Origin of the sequence: Mesorhizobium sp. M0802, assembly GCF_040320115.1 — a bacterium.
Lineage (GTDB): Bacteria > Pseudomonadota > Alphaproteobacteria > Rhizobiales > Rhizobiaceae > Mesorhizobium.
The window spans coordinates 50,002-65,394 of sequence record NZ_JAMYOY010000006.1; the positions used below are offsets into that span (position 1 = coordinate 50,002).

Here is a 15,393-nt window from a genome sequence, read left to right on the forward strand (position 1 = left end):
CCGATGCAACGCCGTCGCCGAGATCCCGTCCTGCTTGCCCGGAACGTGCGCGTGAAGCTCGCCGCGAGCGCGGTCGCGACGCTGTTGCTGGCGCTTCTTTCCACCGGGCATGCGCGCGCCGAATTCACCGTCTGCAACCAGACGCTCGACGTCGTCAATCTTGCCGTCGGTCAGAAGGTCGACGATGCCGACCAGACCGATGGCTGGTGGACCATCGGCGCCAATCAATGCGTCAACGTCATTCGCGAGGAGCTGACCAACCGCTACATCTACATCTACGCGACGGATGTCTTCGGCCACGCCATTCTGGCAGGCTCCACCGACATGTGCATCGAGCGGCGGCGGTTCTCGATCCGCGGCATCGATGAATGCTGGCAGCGCGGCCATATCGCGGCGAAGTTTCTCGAAGTCGACACGCAGGAACAGGTGCGCTGGACCTTCTTCCTGACCGGAAGCGCACCGTGACGCACAGCATCGACACCAGCTTCAAGGCAAAGAAGCAGGCGCGCGCCGCGCTGCGCAGGCGCAGGATCTGGATCGGGCTGGCGGCTGGCCTGGCGACAATCGTCCTCGCCGCGATTGCCACCGGCTTTTATCTTACCGCCGACTACTGGTCGTTCGGCGACGAAGACGAGGAACTGCAAGCCGTCGAAGGCTCGGACGACGTGCCGGCCGACGCATCGGTCTACGTGCCGGCCATCATCGACCTTGCCGGCGACCCGATGTGGATCACACTGGCGCCGGAGGCGGGCGCCGCCAAGAGCCGCGGGATGCCGCGCCCGACGGAGCTCGACCAGGCCGGCATCTCCCCTCAGATCATGGTTCTCTCCGACGTGATGCTGAGCGCCAGCGAAAAATTCATGACGACGATCCCCTCGACGCAGGAGGATTTCGCCTTCTTCCAGGCGCAGCGGAAGACCGCGGTCGCGCCACCGGCCGAAACCGGCGATCCGCAGAATGACCTGCAGAACGATCTGAAGCCATCGCCCGGCGCGGACGGGGCTCCGGCGGCCTCCGGCCCAGCTCCTGACCCGCAGGTCGCTCCGGGTGCATCGACGGCGGCCGATGACCCCGAGGCCGGCTGGGGCGAGACCATCGATGAGGGCGAAGCAGCACTCCCCGCCTTTCAGAAGACAGCGGTCGAAAACAACACCAGCGTTGCCAACGTCAGCTCGGAATACCAGCGCTTCGAGGCGACCCAGGACATTTTCGTGAAAATCCTCAACGACCGCAGCCTGGACAGCGTGGCGCTCGATGCGCATTTTTCCGCCGACGACGCAAAGCTTGCCGGCGAGGCGCTGAAGGCGCTGTTCGACAAGGACGGCCTGCAGCCTGGTTATGTCGTGGCGATGCGCGGCTTTAGGCCGACGCGCGAGACCACGACGATGTCGCTGATGCAGGTCTCGATCTACGCCAGGAACGTCTTTGTCGGCACGCTGACACGCAACGCGGCCGGTGCCTTCGTGTCGGGCGTCGACCCGTGGGTGCGCGAGGACCTGTTCAATTATTCGGGCGCCGAGACCGAAGGCACGCAGAAACGGCAATACCGCCTGCTCGACGCGATCTATTCGACGGCGGCCCGCAACAATGTGCCGAGCGGCATCATTGGCGAAGCCATCATGTATCTGTCGCGGGGACAGGATCTGGATGCTTTCGCCAGCGAGGACCAGCGTCTTGTGCTGATCTATTCGCAGACGCCGCGCGGCAAGAACGAGACCGACGGACGGGTGCTCTATGTCGGTATCCAAGGCACGCAAAAGAGCTTGGATTGTTTCGTTTTCCAGCAGAGCGACGGCCAGTTTTCCTGCGTCTCGGGCGATGACCAGGTGCGCTCGCTGACGGTGGCCAACGGCATGGTGACGCCGGTCAACGGTGTCATGACGTCGACCTTCGGGCCGCGCAAGCATCCGATCCTGGGCGTTGTTCGCATCCACAAGGGCGTCGACTGGGCAGCACCCGTGGGGACCCCGATCGCAGCAGCCTTCGACGGCGAGATCATCTTCCAGGGCGACGGCGGCGGCTACGGCAATGTGGTCAAGATCGCCCATGGCGGCGGCCGCGAGACGCGCTACGCGCATATGTCGAAATTCGCCATTGCCAGCGGTGTCGGCACCAAGGTGAAGGCCGGCGACATCATCGGCTATATCGGCACCACCGGCCTGTCGACCGGGCCACATTTGCATTTCGAACTCTACCAGAGCGGTCAGGCGATCGATCCGCTCGGAACAGTGACCGCTGCAATCGCCGTCACTTCCAGCGATCCCGCCGTCGAAACGCTGACCGACCGTATCGTCCACGTCGAATCGGGCGGTAGCGCGCGGGCCAAGAACCCGCTGTCTTCGGCGACAGGCGCCGGCCAGTTCATATCCAAGACCTGGATCCGGATGATGAACACCTATCGTCCCGAACTCGCGCGATCGCTGTCGACCGCAGACCTGCTCGCTTTGCGCTACGACGCCACCATCTCGCGTGAGATGGTGCGCAATCTGGCGCGCGAGGGCGAAGCCTATCTCAAGGCGCGCGGCCATCAGATTACCGCCGGCCGGCTCTATCTCTGCCATTTCCTCGGCATGGAAGGCGCACATCAGGTGCTGGCGTCGCCGGGATCGGCGCAGTTGAGCGCCGTGCTCGGCTCGTCCGTTATCCAGGCCAACCCGTTTCTTGCCGGCAAGACCGCCAGCTACGTCGTCGACTGGGCGGAACGGAAGATGGGCCGCAAATTGCCGACGCCCGCCACCACCGATGCGGGCCAGCAGACGACGACGGAAGTCCGCCAGACATCGCCGGAGTTCGAAAAATACAAGCAGGCGATAACGGCACTGGTCGGCTCGATCCAAAATACTCTTGAGCCGGGCTAGAGCTGGCAGTTCGCCCCGGCTTTCGCCAAGCCGATTGGTTCTGAGGCCGGCGAATGGTATGTTTGCGGATATTTGGGAAGGTTTTTGGGTCCTTGTGAACCAAAACTGTGGCTGGGATCACATACGCCCAACAGCCATTTTGGCAGAAGCGATACAGTCGCTGGTGAAATTTAGCATGCGCAGCCATCAATAACGCGCCCCATTGGGGCGGAGGGCCGATCCCATGAAAGCGTTTGCCGTCCTTTTGAGCGGATTTTTTCTGTTAATGCTGACCGCGCTTGGCACCGTCCAGGCGGCGGCGCCGGATGCCGGTGGCGTCAAACGCGTCGCGCTGGTCATCGGCAACAGCAAATACGTCCATGCCGTCGAATTGCCCAATCCGGCCAATGACGCGCATCTCATCGCATCGACGCTGCGCAATGCCGGCTTCGAGGTGATCGAGGGCGTCGACCAGGACAATGCCGGCATGCACAGCCTGATCAGCAAATTCACCGAGCAGTCCTACGATGCCGACCTCGCCGTCATTTTCTATGCCGGCCACGGCATGCAGGTCGACGGCAAGAACTTTTTGATCCCGGTCGACGCCGAACTGACGTCACCTGCCTATCTCAAGACCCGCACCGTCCAGATCGACGACTTCATGGCCGCATTGCCACCCGACCCGGCGGTCGGCGTCATCATCCTCGATGCCTGCCGCGACAATCCGCTGGCACGCACACTGGCGGCCGCGATGCCGAAGACCCGCTCCACCGCGCTGGGCACCGGCCTGGCGCCGATCGACCCTAAATCAGAGGGCGTCGGCACCGGCGGCATCCTGATTGCTTATGCCACCGACCCGGGCGCCATCGCCTTTGACGGCAACGGCGTCGACAGCCCCTACTCGACCGCGCTCGCCAGGCACCTGACCGAACCCGGCATCGAGATCCAGAGCGCGCTGACGCGGGTGCGCGGCGAAGTGGCCGAGACCACGCAAGGCCGCCAGCGGCCATGGCACAACGCATCGCTGGGCCGCGAGGTTTTCCTTGGCAAACCGGCCGCCGAAGCCGTGCCGGTGGCAAAACCGGCCGCCGACGACGCGAACGCCGCGACAGCGCCCGCCCCTGCCCCCGTCACCAGCGAACCGCCTTCGTGGGAAGTCGAGCAGCGGCTTTGGGACGAGGCCTCGAAGCGCAACACCGCGCCATTCTACGAAGCCTATCTCGAACAGTTCCCGAATGGCCGCTTCGCCACGGTGGCGCGGCTCAACATCGATGCGCTGAACGATCCGAAAGCCCAGGAACGGCAGGTGGCAGCGCTCGATGCCGACGAAGCGAACTCGGGTTCTGCCGTGCGCACCTCGGTCGGCATTTCGGACGACATGAAGAAGGTGCTGGGCACCGAGGCGACGGAGAACGCGATCGGTCTCGATCGCCAGGGCCGCATCGACCTGCAATTGCGCGTCGAGGCGCTGGGCAACGAGCTTGGCCGCGTTGACGGCAATATCGGCGCCAAGACCCGGCAAGCGATCGGCGACTGGCAAGAGGGGAACGGGCTGCCTCCGACCACCTTCCTGACGCGCGAGCAACTGGCATTCCTGGTTATCCAGACGGATCCGATGATGGAGGCCGTGCGTGCCAAGCATGAGGCCGACCAGGCCGGCGTGGACAAGCCGAAAAAACAGATGGTGCAGAAGGCCCGCACGCTGAAGCCGGTGGCGGAAAAGCCACGCAAGAAGCAGTACGCCCAGAAGCCGCGCCGACAGCAGCAGTTCGTGCAGAAAAGGCGCAACCGGGAGGTCGTGCGCGAGGATGAGCCGCCGCCGCGGGACAACAATGATTTCCTGACCAAGGCGCTGATCTTCGGCACCGGCGTAGCGGTCGGCGGCGTGCTCAAGAACTGATCGATCATGTCAAACAATAAAAGCGCCGCGTGTCCGTTGGACGCGCGGCGTTGTGTTTGACGACGGCCGGAAGACGCAGCCGGCGAAGCTACTGCGCCTTGATCCGCATCTCGACCCGCCGGTTGACGGGATCGTAGGGATCGGGATTGCGTGGATTGGCCTCGCCGAGACCGACCGCCTTGATGCGGGTGGATTCGATGCCGTTGGATTCGAGGAAGGCGGTGACCGATTGCGCCCTGCGCTGCGACAGGCCTTCATTGTAGGTCGCCGAGCCGGATGCGTCGGTATAGCCTTCGACGACGAAGGACAGCTTGCTCAGCCGATCGTCCTTCAGCGCCTTGGCGAATTCGTCGAGTTCGCTGCGCGCCTTGGCGTCGAGCTCGGACGAATCCAGGCTGAAATTGATCAGCATATCGAGGCCGGTCTTCTCCGGAGGCTTTTCTTTCTGGTTGGTCTTGCTCTTGCACTCGTCCTCGGTGCCGACACAAATCCCGCGTGCCGCGCCGTGATCGATAGCGCCGGCAAAGAACTTCACAATGTCTTCCGATTTCTGAAGTGGGTCGGCATAGACGTGCGTCGAGAAAAGCACGGTCGCCAATGCCAAGACTGAAATGTGCCGCTGCATAACGGTTACTCCCGTTTCGAGCATCCGATTTTCACTCAGGCCCGATCCATGGATCCGGGCCAACTCTTCCTGTTCGACAATGATCTGTCGAGATCACGGTCGGCTGTGGAATATACCAAACCGTGAGGCGTTTGTCTGTGAACAACGTCATGGACATGTGGTGGTCGACAGACTTGACCCGCGCCTCGCAGGCGGGTTGAGTGAGGGCTGGGGGAGGATAACAGCAGCGATGGTCAACGGGCTTCGATTCCAGACCGCACGCGATCTCTTCGCCGCGAACACGGCTGTCGCCCGGGACATGACGGCTGTTCCGACCGACCAACCCTCGCTCGAGTTCTGCCGCCGGCTGATGGCCGGGCGCATCCCGGAGGAAGCGATTACCTTTTGCGCCTATCTCCTGCCTGACCGGGCCGCAATCTGGTGGGGCCATGAGTGCCTGGGGCATCTGACCGAGCTGCTCGAAGAGCAGGACCTCGCAACGCTGGCACTGATCCAGGAGTGGGTCGGCGACCCCAACAATGCAACCCGCCGGGAGGCTGTCGCCGGGGCGGCGATGACGCAGCAGCACACGCCTGCCGGCTGGATCGCGCTAGCGGCGCAACGGCACATCAATGGCCTGACGCCGCAGACCAACGGGTCGAGGCTGCGGCCGCTGCCGGCTGCGCATGCCGTCAATGCCGGCATACTGGCCGGACTGGCGCGGGTTGCGGTGGCGGACCGTTTCTCCGTGCTCACCGCCTTTGTCGAGATGGGCATCCATCTGGCCGAAACCGAGGCGCTGCGCCGAGCCTGATTGCTCCTAGATCATGACGAGATTTAGTTGAAATCTGATCTTTGATCTAAAATCGGTACCCGTTTTTTGGGTCATGCTCTAAATTAACTTGCGGCGGTTTCATTTGCAGCCGTTTTGCGCCCATTTGCCGAGCGCCACCTTGAAGCGCGTGCCCAGCGGGTGTTGCAGGCGCAACACCGAGACGTCATTGGTGACGTAGGTCTTGGCCTGGTCGCACAGCCGCTCCTCGGTCCATTGATGACAGTTGCTGCACTGGTTGTCCCAGACGGATTTTTCCAGGCCCTCGACGGGACTGAAGTGCGGCTTTCCCTGAATGAGCTGGGCGATGCTCTTGCCGTCGATCGCCGGGTCGCCAAAATTGACCGGAACGTCGAAAAGGACTGGCGCGTCCGAGCCCAGCTTCGGAATTTCCTCACGCAGCTGTTCCAGCGCCTGCTCGCCGGCGTCCGTACCCGGCGGATTGGCGGCCGCGCCGGTGCGCGCCTGCGTATCGCCTTCGGGCGCAGCCGCGCCGGAATCGCCGACGATCAGCGGCGCCTTGAGATCGACCTTGTGAAGCACGACATCGGTGGTCAGCGAAACGTTGACCCAGGGCTGCTGGCGTCCGGCTGTGGCCTTGAACACATCCGACGTAACCCGGTTCATCGCTTCGGTGATCGAGACGTTGACCTCGCCGATATGGGCAAGCAGCGCCGCCGAAAATGGCGAGTGCTCGCCCGGTCCGTCATAGGCGAGCTGGTTGGGACTGGCAGCGAAGGCGACCAGCGTGCCGGCGCCGCCATTCTCGATCGGTACTTCGGCAAGGCCGCTGCTTGCCGTGCTGTCGCCGCCAGTCTCCTTGGCAAGCACATCGGCGAGCGGGTTGTCGCGGCAGGCGTCGAGGAACACCAGCCTGATGCTGGTCTCGCGCGACATCTGCCGCAGGATGAAGTCCACCTGCACGGCTTCGAAGTCGAGCGAGGTCTCGTCCTCCAGCGCCGCATCGACAGGCAGCAGGTAATTCCTGCCCGAGACCTGCAGGCCATGACCGGCATAGAAGAACAGCGCGATATCGGCGCCACGCACCTGCCGCGCGAATTGCGCGATCTTTTCCTGCGTCTGCGCCTTGGTGAGATCGAGGCCGGAGACGATTTCGAAGCCCAGCCCCTTCAGGCGATCGGACATTGCCTGCGCATCGTTCACCGGATTGGGCAGCACCGGCGCGTTCCGGTAATGGGAATTGCCGAGCACCAGGGCGATGCGGCGTTCGGCACTGGCCGCGGTCATGGTAATGGTCATGGTCAACGCAAGCGCCAGCACGGCGAGGCCGATGCCGCGCATGAAGTTGCCGCAACTTGCAATCATGTCCAAACGCACCGGATTCCTTTTCGGTTGACGGGCCTTCTCAGTTAAGGACCGGCTCAGTTGGAGAGCGGCGTGGCGGAGAACTCGATCCGCCGGTTCAGCGCCTTGTTCTTCGGCGTATCGTTCGGCGCCACCGGCTTTTCCTCGCCATAGCCGGAAGCCGTGATCTGCGCCGATGGAATGCCCGCAGCGATGATCGCGTCGGCGACCGCCTTGGCGCGCCGTTCCGACAGGTTCTTGTTGGCCGTCGGCGAGCCGTCGGAATCGGTATGGCCCGAAACCTCGACCTTCAGTTTCGGACATTTGCCGACGACGCCGACCACCTCGGCCAGCAGTGGGCGGCTCTTTTCATCGAGCCGAGCGCTGGCTGGGCGAAAATAGACGGCGCCGGTGCGCGACAGCACCTCGAACCTGTTCAGGCATTCATCGTCGCTGAAGGACGTCTTGCCTGCATCTGTGGCGACCGGCCCGGCATCGGCTGGGGCTGCGGCGGCGACGGCAGGCGCCGCCGCCGGCTTGGCCCCATCAGCGGTGAAGACGAAGTCGAACGACACCGAAGCCGTCGGGACGATGCTGCTGACATTGGCCGCCTGCTGGAGTTTTTCGATGTTGGGCAACAGGCCGAAATCCTCGACATGCACGGCGACCGGCGCCTCCGAGGCGATCGACACCATGCTGTCGGTGATCATGGTGACCACGACATTGGCCTCAAGGTCCTTGTCGACGCCGTGCAGGCTCAGGCGAAACGGGATATGCGCGCTCATGCGCCGTTTGGTGGCGAGATCGGCAAAAGCGGCGGGATCGACTTTCGCCGTCACTTCCGCCGTCGGGAATTTGAAGGTTTCGAAGAACAGGAAGCGCATGCGGACATTGCGAAGGTCGATACCGGTGTCGACCGAGTTGAGGTCGAACGTGACCTTGGCGGCGCCATCCGATGTCAGCGTGCCCGAGAGGTTCCTGATCTTGTTGGTTTCGACAATGGTGTTCTTCTTCACCGATTGATAGGTGAGTGTCGAATTCGCCGGATCGAGCGTCCAGTTCGGCTGCGCATTCGCAACTTCCGGCGCAAGCAGCAACAGGCCGAACACCACGACCACCAGAGCCGGCGGACGCCAGCGCTGCGACGACTTTCCATGCCTTACTAGTCCGACGACCCCGAACATGCATGTCCCCCGTGACAACACATTTCAGTTGCGATGACGGCGGTCGAACGCCGTGACCTCAGCCAGCATAGAGCGTTAGCCGCGGCTTAGCGAGTAGCGGAGGCGTGATATCGCCGTTGCTTGCTCGGACAGGCCCCGGTTACCGGCTGGCCCACAGCACGCCACGCTCGAAGATGGTGCGCATTTGCGGGACGGAAAACTCATCCGCGGTGTGGCCGAGCGCGCTGAAGAAGACGCGGCCCTTGCCGTAGCGGCGCTTCCAGACCACGGGCATGACGACGCCGTCGATGAAGTCGAGATGCTCACCGCTGAACGTCGTCGTCGCCAGCACCTCGTTGCTCGGGTCGACATGCATGTAATACTGCTCGGAATGGTAGGCGAAACCCTCGATACCCCTGACGATCGGATCGTCGCTGATGATGTCGACACGGTAGTCGATGATGTCGCCGGGGTGCGCGACCCATTGGCCGCCGGTCATGAACTGATAGGCCGGCTCGTTGCGAAAACTGTCGCCCATTGTGCCGTGGAAGCCGGCAAGGCCGGTTCCGCCGCTGACGGCGGCGGTGAGGTTTTGCAGCTCCGGTTTCTCGATCGTCGACATGGTGATCACCGGCACGATCAGATCGATGACCGGGAGCTGCGGATCGGCGAGCGCGGATGTGCCCTCTTCTATCCGCACCTCGAAGCCATGCCCGGTCAATATCTCGCTGACGACAGCGGCGCTGCGGGCCGGCGTGTGACCCTCCCATCCGCCCCAGAAAATCAGTGCCGTCTTGCTCATGCTCGTCTCTCCTTTGGTCGGCAATATTGATAGGCAAGCGGAACGCTTTTGTCTTCCCTTCCATGATGGGCATTCTGGGACGGGCATTTCTGGTCGGAAATCACGACCCGGCGATGAATTCCGTGGATGAGGACCGATTGGCCGCGCTGGCGTCTTGTTTCAATGCCGGGCTGCACTCAAATCGGCTGTCTTCGCGTTTGCGCAGACATCGGTCCGATCCGCCGCAACCAGCCGGAGCCTTCCGGGGAGACCGCTCTATGAGTTTCGACCAGACGACTGTCGCCGCCTATCTGGAAGTCATCACCATTAACCTTGTGCTGTCTGGCGACAATGTCGTGGTGATCGGCATGGCGGCCGCAGGCCTCGCCAAGGCGTTGCGGCAGAAGGCGATCATCGCCGGCATTGCCGCGGCGGCGGTGATCCGCATCGTCTTTGCGGTGATCGCGGTGCAGCTGCTGGAAATTCCGGGCATCATGCTGGTCGGCGGCATGCTTTTGTTCTGGGTGTGCTGGAACATGTTCCAGGAGTTGCGCTCGGCCGGCGACGGCGAGGACGTCGACACTGAAGCCGCAGCACTTGCGACGGCGCGGCCGGCCAAGGCGCTGCGCACCGCGATCCTGCAGATCGTCGTCGCCGATGTCTCGATGTCGCTGGACAATGTGCTGGCCGTGGCGGGCGCCGCCGCCCACGACATGAATGCGCTGGTGTTCGGTCTCATCCTGTCGGTGGTTCTGATGGCGGTCGCCTCGACGCTGGTGGCGGCGCTGCTTGCCAGGTATCGCTGGATCGGCTGGCTCGGTCTGGCGATCATCGTCTATGTCGCGGGAAATATGACTCTGGACGGCATCGAGCAGATGAGAACGGTCGACTTCCACGCGCTGCTCTCGCCAGCTGCAAGTTAGATCCCTCCTGGCGATCGAACGATATCGAAAATCCGCCCGGGATTGAGGATGTTGTGCGGATCGAACGCCGCCTTCAGCCGGCGCATGGCCGATATCTCGGCGTCGCTGCGCACGAGGTTCAGCCATTTCTTCTTGTCGAGGCCGATGCCGTGCTCGGCCGAGACGGCGCCACCGCATGCCGCCACGCCGCGATAGATAATCTCATAGGCGGCCGCCGGTTCCGTGGTGTCGACCTGATAGTGCAGATTGCCGTCGCCGAGATGGCCGAAGACGTAGATCTCGGCGCTGCTGTCGACGGCGTGGATCGCGGCTTCGGCGTTGCGCAGGAAATCCGCCATGGCCGCCAACGGGATGCTAATGTCGACGCCGAGCATTCCCTCGATCGCAAACAGGAATCGGTTAGCCTCTTCGCGCACATCCCATAGCGCACGGAATTCGCGTGGCGACTGCGAGACGACCACGTCGTCGACGATGCCGTCCTCGACCGCCTGCATCAGCACCGAAGCGAAACGCTCGCCGTCCAGCTCGGCCTGGCTGCCCTGGATCTCGGCCAGCACATAGACGGGCGCGCCGACAGGCAGCGGCGCCGGCGCGGCCATGCCGGCAATCATGGCGCCGTAGAGCGGCGAGAAGTTTACCTCATAGGCCGAAAGCAAGGGCCCGAGCCGCTGCTTGAGCAACCCCAGCAACGCAATCGCCGCCTCCAGCGAGCCAAGGGCGCAAAAGGCGGCAACCTCGGTGGCGGGCTTGGGATGCAGCCGCAGGCAGGCGCGAGTAACCACGCCCAGCGTGCCTTCGCTGCCAATGAAAAGCTGGTTGAGATCGTATCCCGAATTGTCCTTGGCCAGGCCACGCAACGAAGTCAGGATCGAGCCGTCGGCAAGCACGGCCTCCAGCCCCAGCACCTGGGCGCGGTACATGCCGTAGCGCAGCACGCGAATGCCGCCAGCATTGGTGGCGATGTTGCCGCCGACCGTCGCCGTGCCGCGCGCGCCGATATCGACGCCGAACATCAGGCCGGACGCATCGGCCGCTTCCTGCACCATTTGCAGCGGCGCGCCGGCTTCCGCGATGATGGTTGCCGCGGCGCGGTCGGGCGCTTCGACCGCGGTCATGCGCTCCAGCGACAGCACCGCTTCGCCCGGCTGCACGCGCGCGCCGCCGGCCAGCCCGGTGCGGCCGCCATGGACGACCAGCTTCTGGCCGATACCACTGCATAGGCGCAGGATTTCGGCGACGTCGGCGGCGTTGCGCGGACGCAAGACCAGTTCGGGCTGGCCGCCGCCCTTGCCGGAGAGGTCGTCGCCATAGCGCGGATCGATAGCATCGCCGATCACAATCGCGGCGGCATCGAGCCGACGATATAGCTGGGAAAGAAGCCGATCGATCTGTTGTGTCATGGTGCCTGGACTTTTCAGCGCTCTTTGTGACCGAGACTTTGATGCGCGACAATTTTCGCGTCAATTGAACAAATTTACGCACGGTATAATCTGTCATTGCGCGTTGAACCCACTGACGTTTCCTGTAAATTTCGTCTGCCGTTGCGTGGCGGACGCGCCGGCTGCAGGACCGTGGGCAGCGTCAAGGGATGACCGAGGTTCTGGCGCGTGCCAGACGAGGATTGAATGCCAATGACGCACAAGACGATGGAGGATTTCGCCCGCTCCTGCGGCGTCTCCAGGCCGACGCTGTCGAAATATTTCGACGATCCGACCAGCGTCAAGCCGGCAACGCGCAAGCGCATCGAAGAGGCGTTGCGGTCGTCCGACTACCAGCCCAATCTGTTTGCCCGCAACCTCAACCGCAAGCGCACCCGCGCCATCGGCATTGTCGTACCGACGGTCACCGATCCCTTCTATTCCGAAATGGTCAGCCGCATCGAGCTCAGGCTGCGCGACGAGGGCTACTGGCCGATCGTCATCTCCTCGCATGGCTCAACCGAGCTCGAAATGGAGGCGACACGTACCATCCTGTCGCTGAAAGTTTCGGGCGCGCTGATCGCGCCGCTCGGCTTGCGTTCGGACCGGCGCACGCTGGAGAAGCTGACCCAGACAATGCCGGTCGTCTATTTCGACACCTATCTTGAAGGCGGCACGCCCTTTGTCGGCAACAACAATGCCCAGAGCGTCTCGACCATCGTCGACTATCTCTGCCGCTCCGGCGACGCCCCGATCTATTTCGACATCCCGCATGTCAATCACAATTCGCCGGAGCGCCTGAACAGTTACGTCGCCGCGATGCGTCAGCTTGGCCAGGAGCCGGTGGTTATCGGCAACACCCGAGACTACACATGGGATTTCGAGCGCATCGGCTACGAGCAGATGGAACAGATGCTCGGGGCCAGCGGCCTGCCGGGCAAGACCAGAGGTCTGCCCCCCAAGACCGGGGGTCTGCCCGGCAAGACCGGGGGTCTGCCCGGCAAGACCATACTGTGTGCGAATGACCGCCTGGCCTTCGGCGTGATGGCGGCAGCCTTCGCGAAAGGGCTGAAGATCGGCCGCAAGGCCGATTGCGACCTGCGTATCGCCGCCCATGACGACCATCCGCTGAGCCGCTACACCTGCCCCGCACTGACCACCATCGCGCAGGATTTTGCCGCCATGGCGGGGCGCAGCGTCGAGACACTGCTCGCTTTGCTCAACGAGGATACGGCAAACGTCGCGCCGAAGGTCAGCCTCGACGCCGCCCTGGTGATGCGTCAGTCCGCTTGAGCCTTTCCAAAGGCAGGATCGAAGCTTCGCCACGCGGCAATGGCGGCGGCAACCGCCTGTCTCGCTGCCGGGCCGTGACGGCCCATCGAGACGAAGCCGTGGATCTGACCGGGCCAGTGTTCCAGCACGACCGGCACGCCGGCCTGCTGCAGACGCCTGGCATAGGCCTCGCCTTCGTCGGCGAGGATGTCGTGACCGGCGATGGCGATGAAGGTGGGCGGCGCACCGGCGAGGCTTTCCGCCTTCAGCGGTGAGGTACGCCAGTCGCCGATGTCGGCGGCATTGCGGATATAATGGTCGCGGAACCAGGCCATGGTCGAGGCGGTCAGGCCAAAGCCTGCGGCGAAGCGGCGATAGCTGTCGGCCGTCTGCCCGGCATCGGTGTTGGGATAAAACAGAAGCTGCGCTGCCGGCGGATTTTTGTCCCCCCGCGTGAGCAGGCCGAGCACCGTGGCGAGATTGCCGCCGGCGCTGTCGCCGGCAACCGCGATGCGGGCAGCGTCGATGCCGAGTTCGTCCGCGGCGCTTTGCATGAAGGCAAGTGCCGCTCGGCAATCCTCTATTGCCGCCGGGAATTTGTGTTCCGGCGCCAGCCGGTAGTCGACGGAAACGACGACAGCGCCTGCCTCGTTGGCGAACCAGCGGCAGATCTCGTCATGCGAGTCGAGATTGCCGATTACCCAGCCGCCGCCATGGAGATAAAGCAGCGCCGGAGCGCCTGCCGAAGGCGCGCCCTGCCCGCGATAGATCCTGAGCCTCAGCGGACCGCCGGGTCCTGCAATGATGCGCTCGCTGATCGACGCGACCAGCTTGCGCTCGCCTTGCAGGGTCGGGAAGCCTTCATTGTAGGCGCGGCGCGCCTGCTCAGGCGTTCCCGTTTCGAACGGCGGCGCGCCGGCCTGGCTGCCGAGCTCGAGCACATGCCGGGCCTCCGGATCTAGGGGCGACGGGGACGGTGGCGATGGCGTCACGGGCGAACCTCCGTCAGGCAAGCAGGGTTGCGGCTTCGTCTTCGCCAAGCAGCGGCGGCTGGTCGACCGTGCCGTTGACGGCAACCGAGCCACGGCTTTCGCCCGAAGCCAGGATCGCCTCCATGATCTCAAGCACATGCAGCGCCAGCTCACCGGAGGCGCGCGGCTTTCTGCCCGTGGCCAGCGCGCGCGCCAGATCGGCGACGCCGAGCATGCGGTAATTGGCGCGGTCGGGCGCGGAATAGGGCCAGTTGCGGGCGCCGTAGAGTTCGCTCTCGCTGGCGAAAACGGCCCAGTCGGCGCCACGTTCCGACAGCGAGACCGTGCCGCCGAACGTGTCGGGATCGGGCAGCCTGAGCGAGCCTTCGGTGCCGTGCAGTTCGATCGGATGGTTGGAGTGTTTGAACACATCCCATGAGGCGCCGAAGGTGACGGTGGCGCCCGAGCGGAATTCGAGCAGCGACATTATGTTGGTCGGCGTGCCGACCTTGAATGTCGTGTTCTTGAACGGCCCGTCGGCCGTGATCAGCCTCTCCTCCTGGCCGCGCGTCGCCATCGCCATGACGCGCTCGACCGGCCCGAGCAGGTTGACCAGCACGGTCAGGTAATAGGGACCCATGTCGAACACCGGACCGCCGCCGGGCTGATAATAGAATTGCGGATTGGGATGCCAGTGCTCCATGCCCCGTCCCATCATGAAGGCGGTGCCGGTCACCGGCTTGCCGATCGCGCCGTCATCCATCAGCCGGCGCGCGCGGCGGCCGGCTGCACCCAGGAATGTGTCCGGCGCCGAGCCGATCAGCAGGCCGCGCTTCGCGGCCTCGGCGACAAGGCGGCGGCCGTCGGCGGCGGAAGTTGCCAGCGGCTTTTCGGTGAAGACATGCTTGCCCGCCGAGAGCGCTGATAACGAAATGTCGAAATGCGCCGCGGGGATTGTCAGGTTCAGCACGAGGTCGATATCGGGGTCGGCCAGCAGCGCGTCAACGCCCAGGGCGCGGATGCCGTATTCCCTGGCGCGCAGCTCAGCCATGTCAGCGGAAATGTCGGCGCAGGCGCGTAGCTCGACACCACCGAAGAGCGCTGCATTGCGCAGATAGGTCATCGAGATGTTGCCGCAGCCGATGACACCGATGCCGAGCTTTGTCTCTGATTTTCCGTGCATTTCCAGCTTTCCTCCCAAGCCAAGGGCATGCTGCGCAACCGTTGCAGTTCCCACGACCCCCCCCAATCCGCTATACAGGACTTTAAATGTTGACGCGCGTAAAATTTTTATAGAGCATGTGAGAGTTCTGGCGCAGGATTGGGAGGCCGCCAGCGTGAGGAGGAGAACATGACCGGCATGAAAAACGGCCGACGGCCGCTGCGA

Annotated in this window: 13 protein-coding genes; 6 read left to right on the forward strand and 7 right to left on the reverse strand. The window is 63.7% G+C overall.

Annotated elements, in window-relative coordinates:
* The first annotated feature begins 3 nt into the window (after positions 1-3).
* The 3 genes from NKI10_RS11285 (at position 4) to NKI10_RS11295 (ending at position 4,737) form a co-directional block, all read left to right on the forward strand.
* On the forward strand, positions 4-465 hold the full coding sequence (locus NKI10_RS11285; RefSeq protein WP_050485828.1) for a DUF1036 domain-containing protein: 462 nt from the start codon (positions 4-6) through the stop codon (positions 463-465).
* A complete protein-coding gene (locus NKI10_RS11290; protein ID WP_352596877.1) occupies positions 462-2,858 on the forward strand; it encodes a M23 family metallopeptidase in 2,397 nt (798 codons plus the stop codon). Before NKI10_RS11285 ends, NKI10_RS11290 begins: the two co-directional genes overlap by 4 nt.
* A gap of 265 nt (positions 2,859-3,123) precedes the next feature.
* The gene (locus tag NKI10_RS11295) at positions 3,124-4,737 is read left to right on the forward strand and encodes a caspase family protein (protein ID WP_023695271.1); all 1,614 of its coding nucleotides are present in this window, start codon (positions 3,124-3,126) and stop codon (positions 4,735-4,737) included.
* Positions 4,738-4,825: 88 nt separating this feature from the next.
* Here the strand turns inward: NKI10_RS11295 and NKI10_RS11300 are convergent, their stop codons facing one another.
* The gene (locus NKI10_RS11300; RefSeq protein WP_023815176.1) at positions 4,826-5,362 is read right to left on the reverse strand and encodes an OmpA family protein; all 537 of its coding nucleotides are present in this window, start codon (positions 5,360-5,362) and stop codon (positions 4,826-4,828) included.
* A gap of 229 nt (positions 5,363-5,591) precedes the next feature.
* Here NKI10_RS11300 and NKI10_RS11305 point away from each other — a divergent pair, with 229 nt between their 5' ends.
* Positions 5,592-6,155, forward strand: a complete 564-nt coding sequence (locus NKI10_RS11305; RefSeq protein ID WP_023735648.1) for a DUF6931 family protein — start codon at positions 5,592-5,594, stop codon at positions 6,153-6,155.
* A 99-nt stretch (positions 6,156-6,254) separates the two neighbouring features.
* On the opposite strand, the gene NKI10_RS11310 is transcribed toward NKI10_RS11305, so the two are convergent.
* From NKI10_RS11310 to NKI10_RS11320, 3 genes are all read right to left on the reverse strand, one after another.
* Complete coding sequence (locus tag NKI10_RS11310; protein ID WP_031194609.1) at positions 6,255-7,499, reverse strand: caspase family protein; 1,245 nt, start codon at positions 7,497-7,499, stop codon at positions 6,255-6,257.
* A 56-nt stretch (positions 7,500-7,555) separates the two neighbouring features.
* Entirely contained in the window at positions 7,556-8,662 is a 1,107-nt protein-coding gene (locus tag NKI10_RS11315; RefSeq protein ID WP_352859936.1) for an OmpA family protein, read from the reverse strand.
* A gap of 139 nt (positions 8,663-8,801) precedes the next feature.
* On the reverse strand, positions 8,802-9,443 hold the full coding sequence (locus tag NKI10_RS11320) for a ThuA domain-containing protein (RefSeq protein WP_023695267.1): 642 nt from the start codon (positions 9,441-9,443) through the stop codon (positions 8,802-8,804).
* Between the two features lie 257 nt (positions 9,444-9,700).
* Here NKI10_RS11320 and NKI10_RS11325 point away from each other — a divergent pair, with 257 nt between their 5' ends.
* Positions 9,701-10,345: a YjbE family putative metal transport protein gene (locus NKI10_RS11325; protein ID WP_023754010.1), complete on the forward strand. Its 645-nt coding sequence runs from the start codon at positions 9,701-9,703 to the stop codon at positions 10,343-10,345.
* On the opposite strand, the gene NKI10_RS11330 is transcribed toward NKI10_RS11325, so the two are convergent.
* Positions 10,342-11,745 (reverse strand): FAD-binding oxidoreductase, encoded by a 1,404-nt coding sequence (locus NKI10_RS11330; RefSeq protein WP_023804397.1) that lies wholly within the window; start codon positions 11,743-11,745, stop codon positions 10,342-10,344. The genes NKI10_RS11325 and NKI10_RS11330 overlap by 4 nt on opposite strands.
* A gap of 225 nt (positions 11,746-11,970) precedes the next feature.
* Between NKI10_RS11330 and NKI10_RS11335 the strand changes: the two genes are divergently transcribed.
* On the forward strand, positions 11,971-13,056 hold the full coding sequence (locus NKI10_RS11335) for a LacI family DNA-binding transcriptional regulator (protein ID WP_352859938.1): 1,086 nt from the start codon (positions 11,971-11,973) through the stop codon (positions 13,054-13,056).
* Here the strand turns inward: NKI10_RS11335 and NKI10_RS11340 are convergent.
* Positions 13,044-13,976 (reverse strand): alpha/beta hydrolase, encoded by a 933-nt coding sequence (locus tag NKI10_RS11340; protein ID WP_352859940.1) that lies wholly within the window; start codon positions 13,974-13,976, stop codon positions 13,044-13,046. The genes NKI10_RS11335 and NKI10_RS11340 overlap by 13 nt on opposite strands.
* 64 nt (positions 13,977-14,040) lie before the next feature.
* Positions 14,041-15,189 (reverse strand): Gfo/Idh/MocA family protein, encoded by a 1,149-nt coding sequence (locus tag NKI10_RS11345; protein WP_023825960.1) that lies wholly within the window; start codon positions 15,187-15,189, stop codon positions 14,041-14,043.
* Between the last annotated feature and the right edge of the window lie 204 nt (positions 15,190-15,393).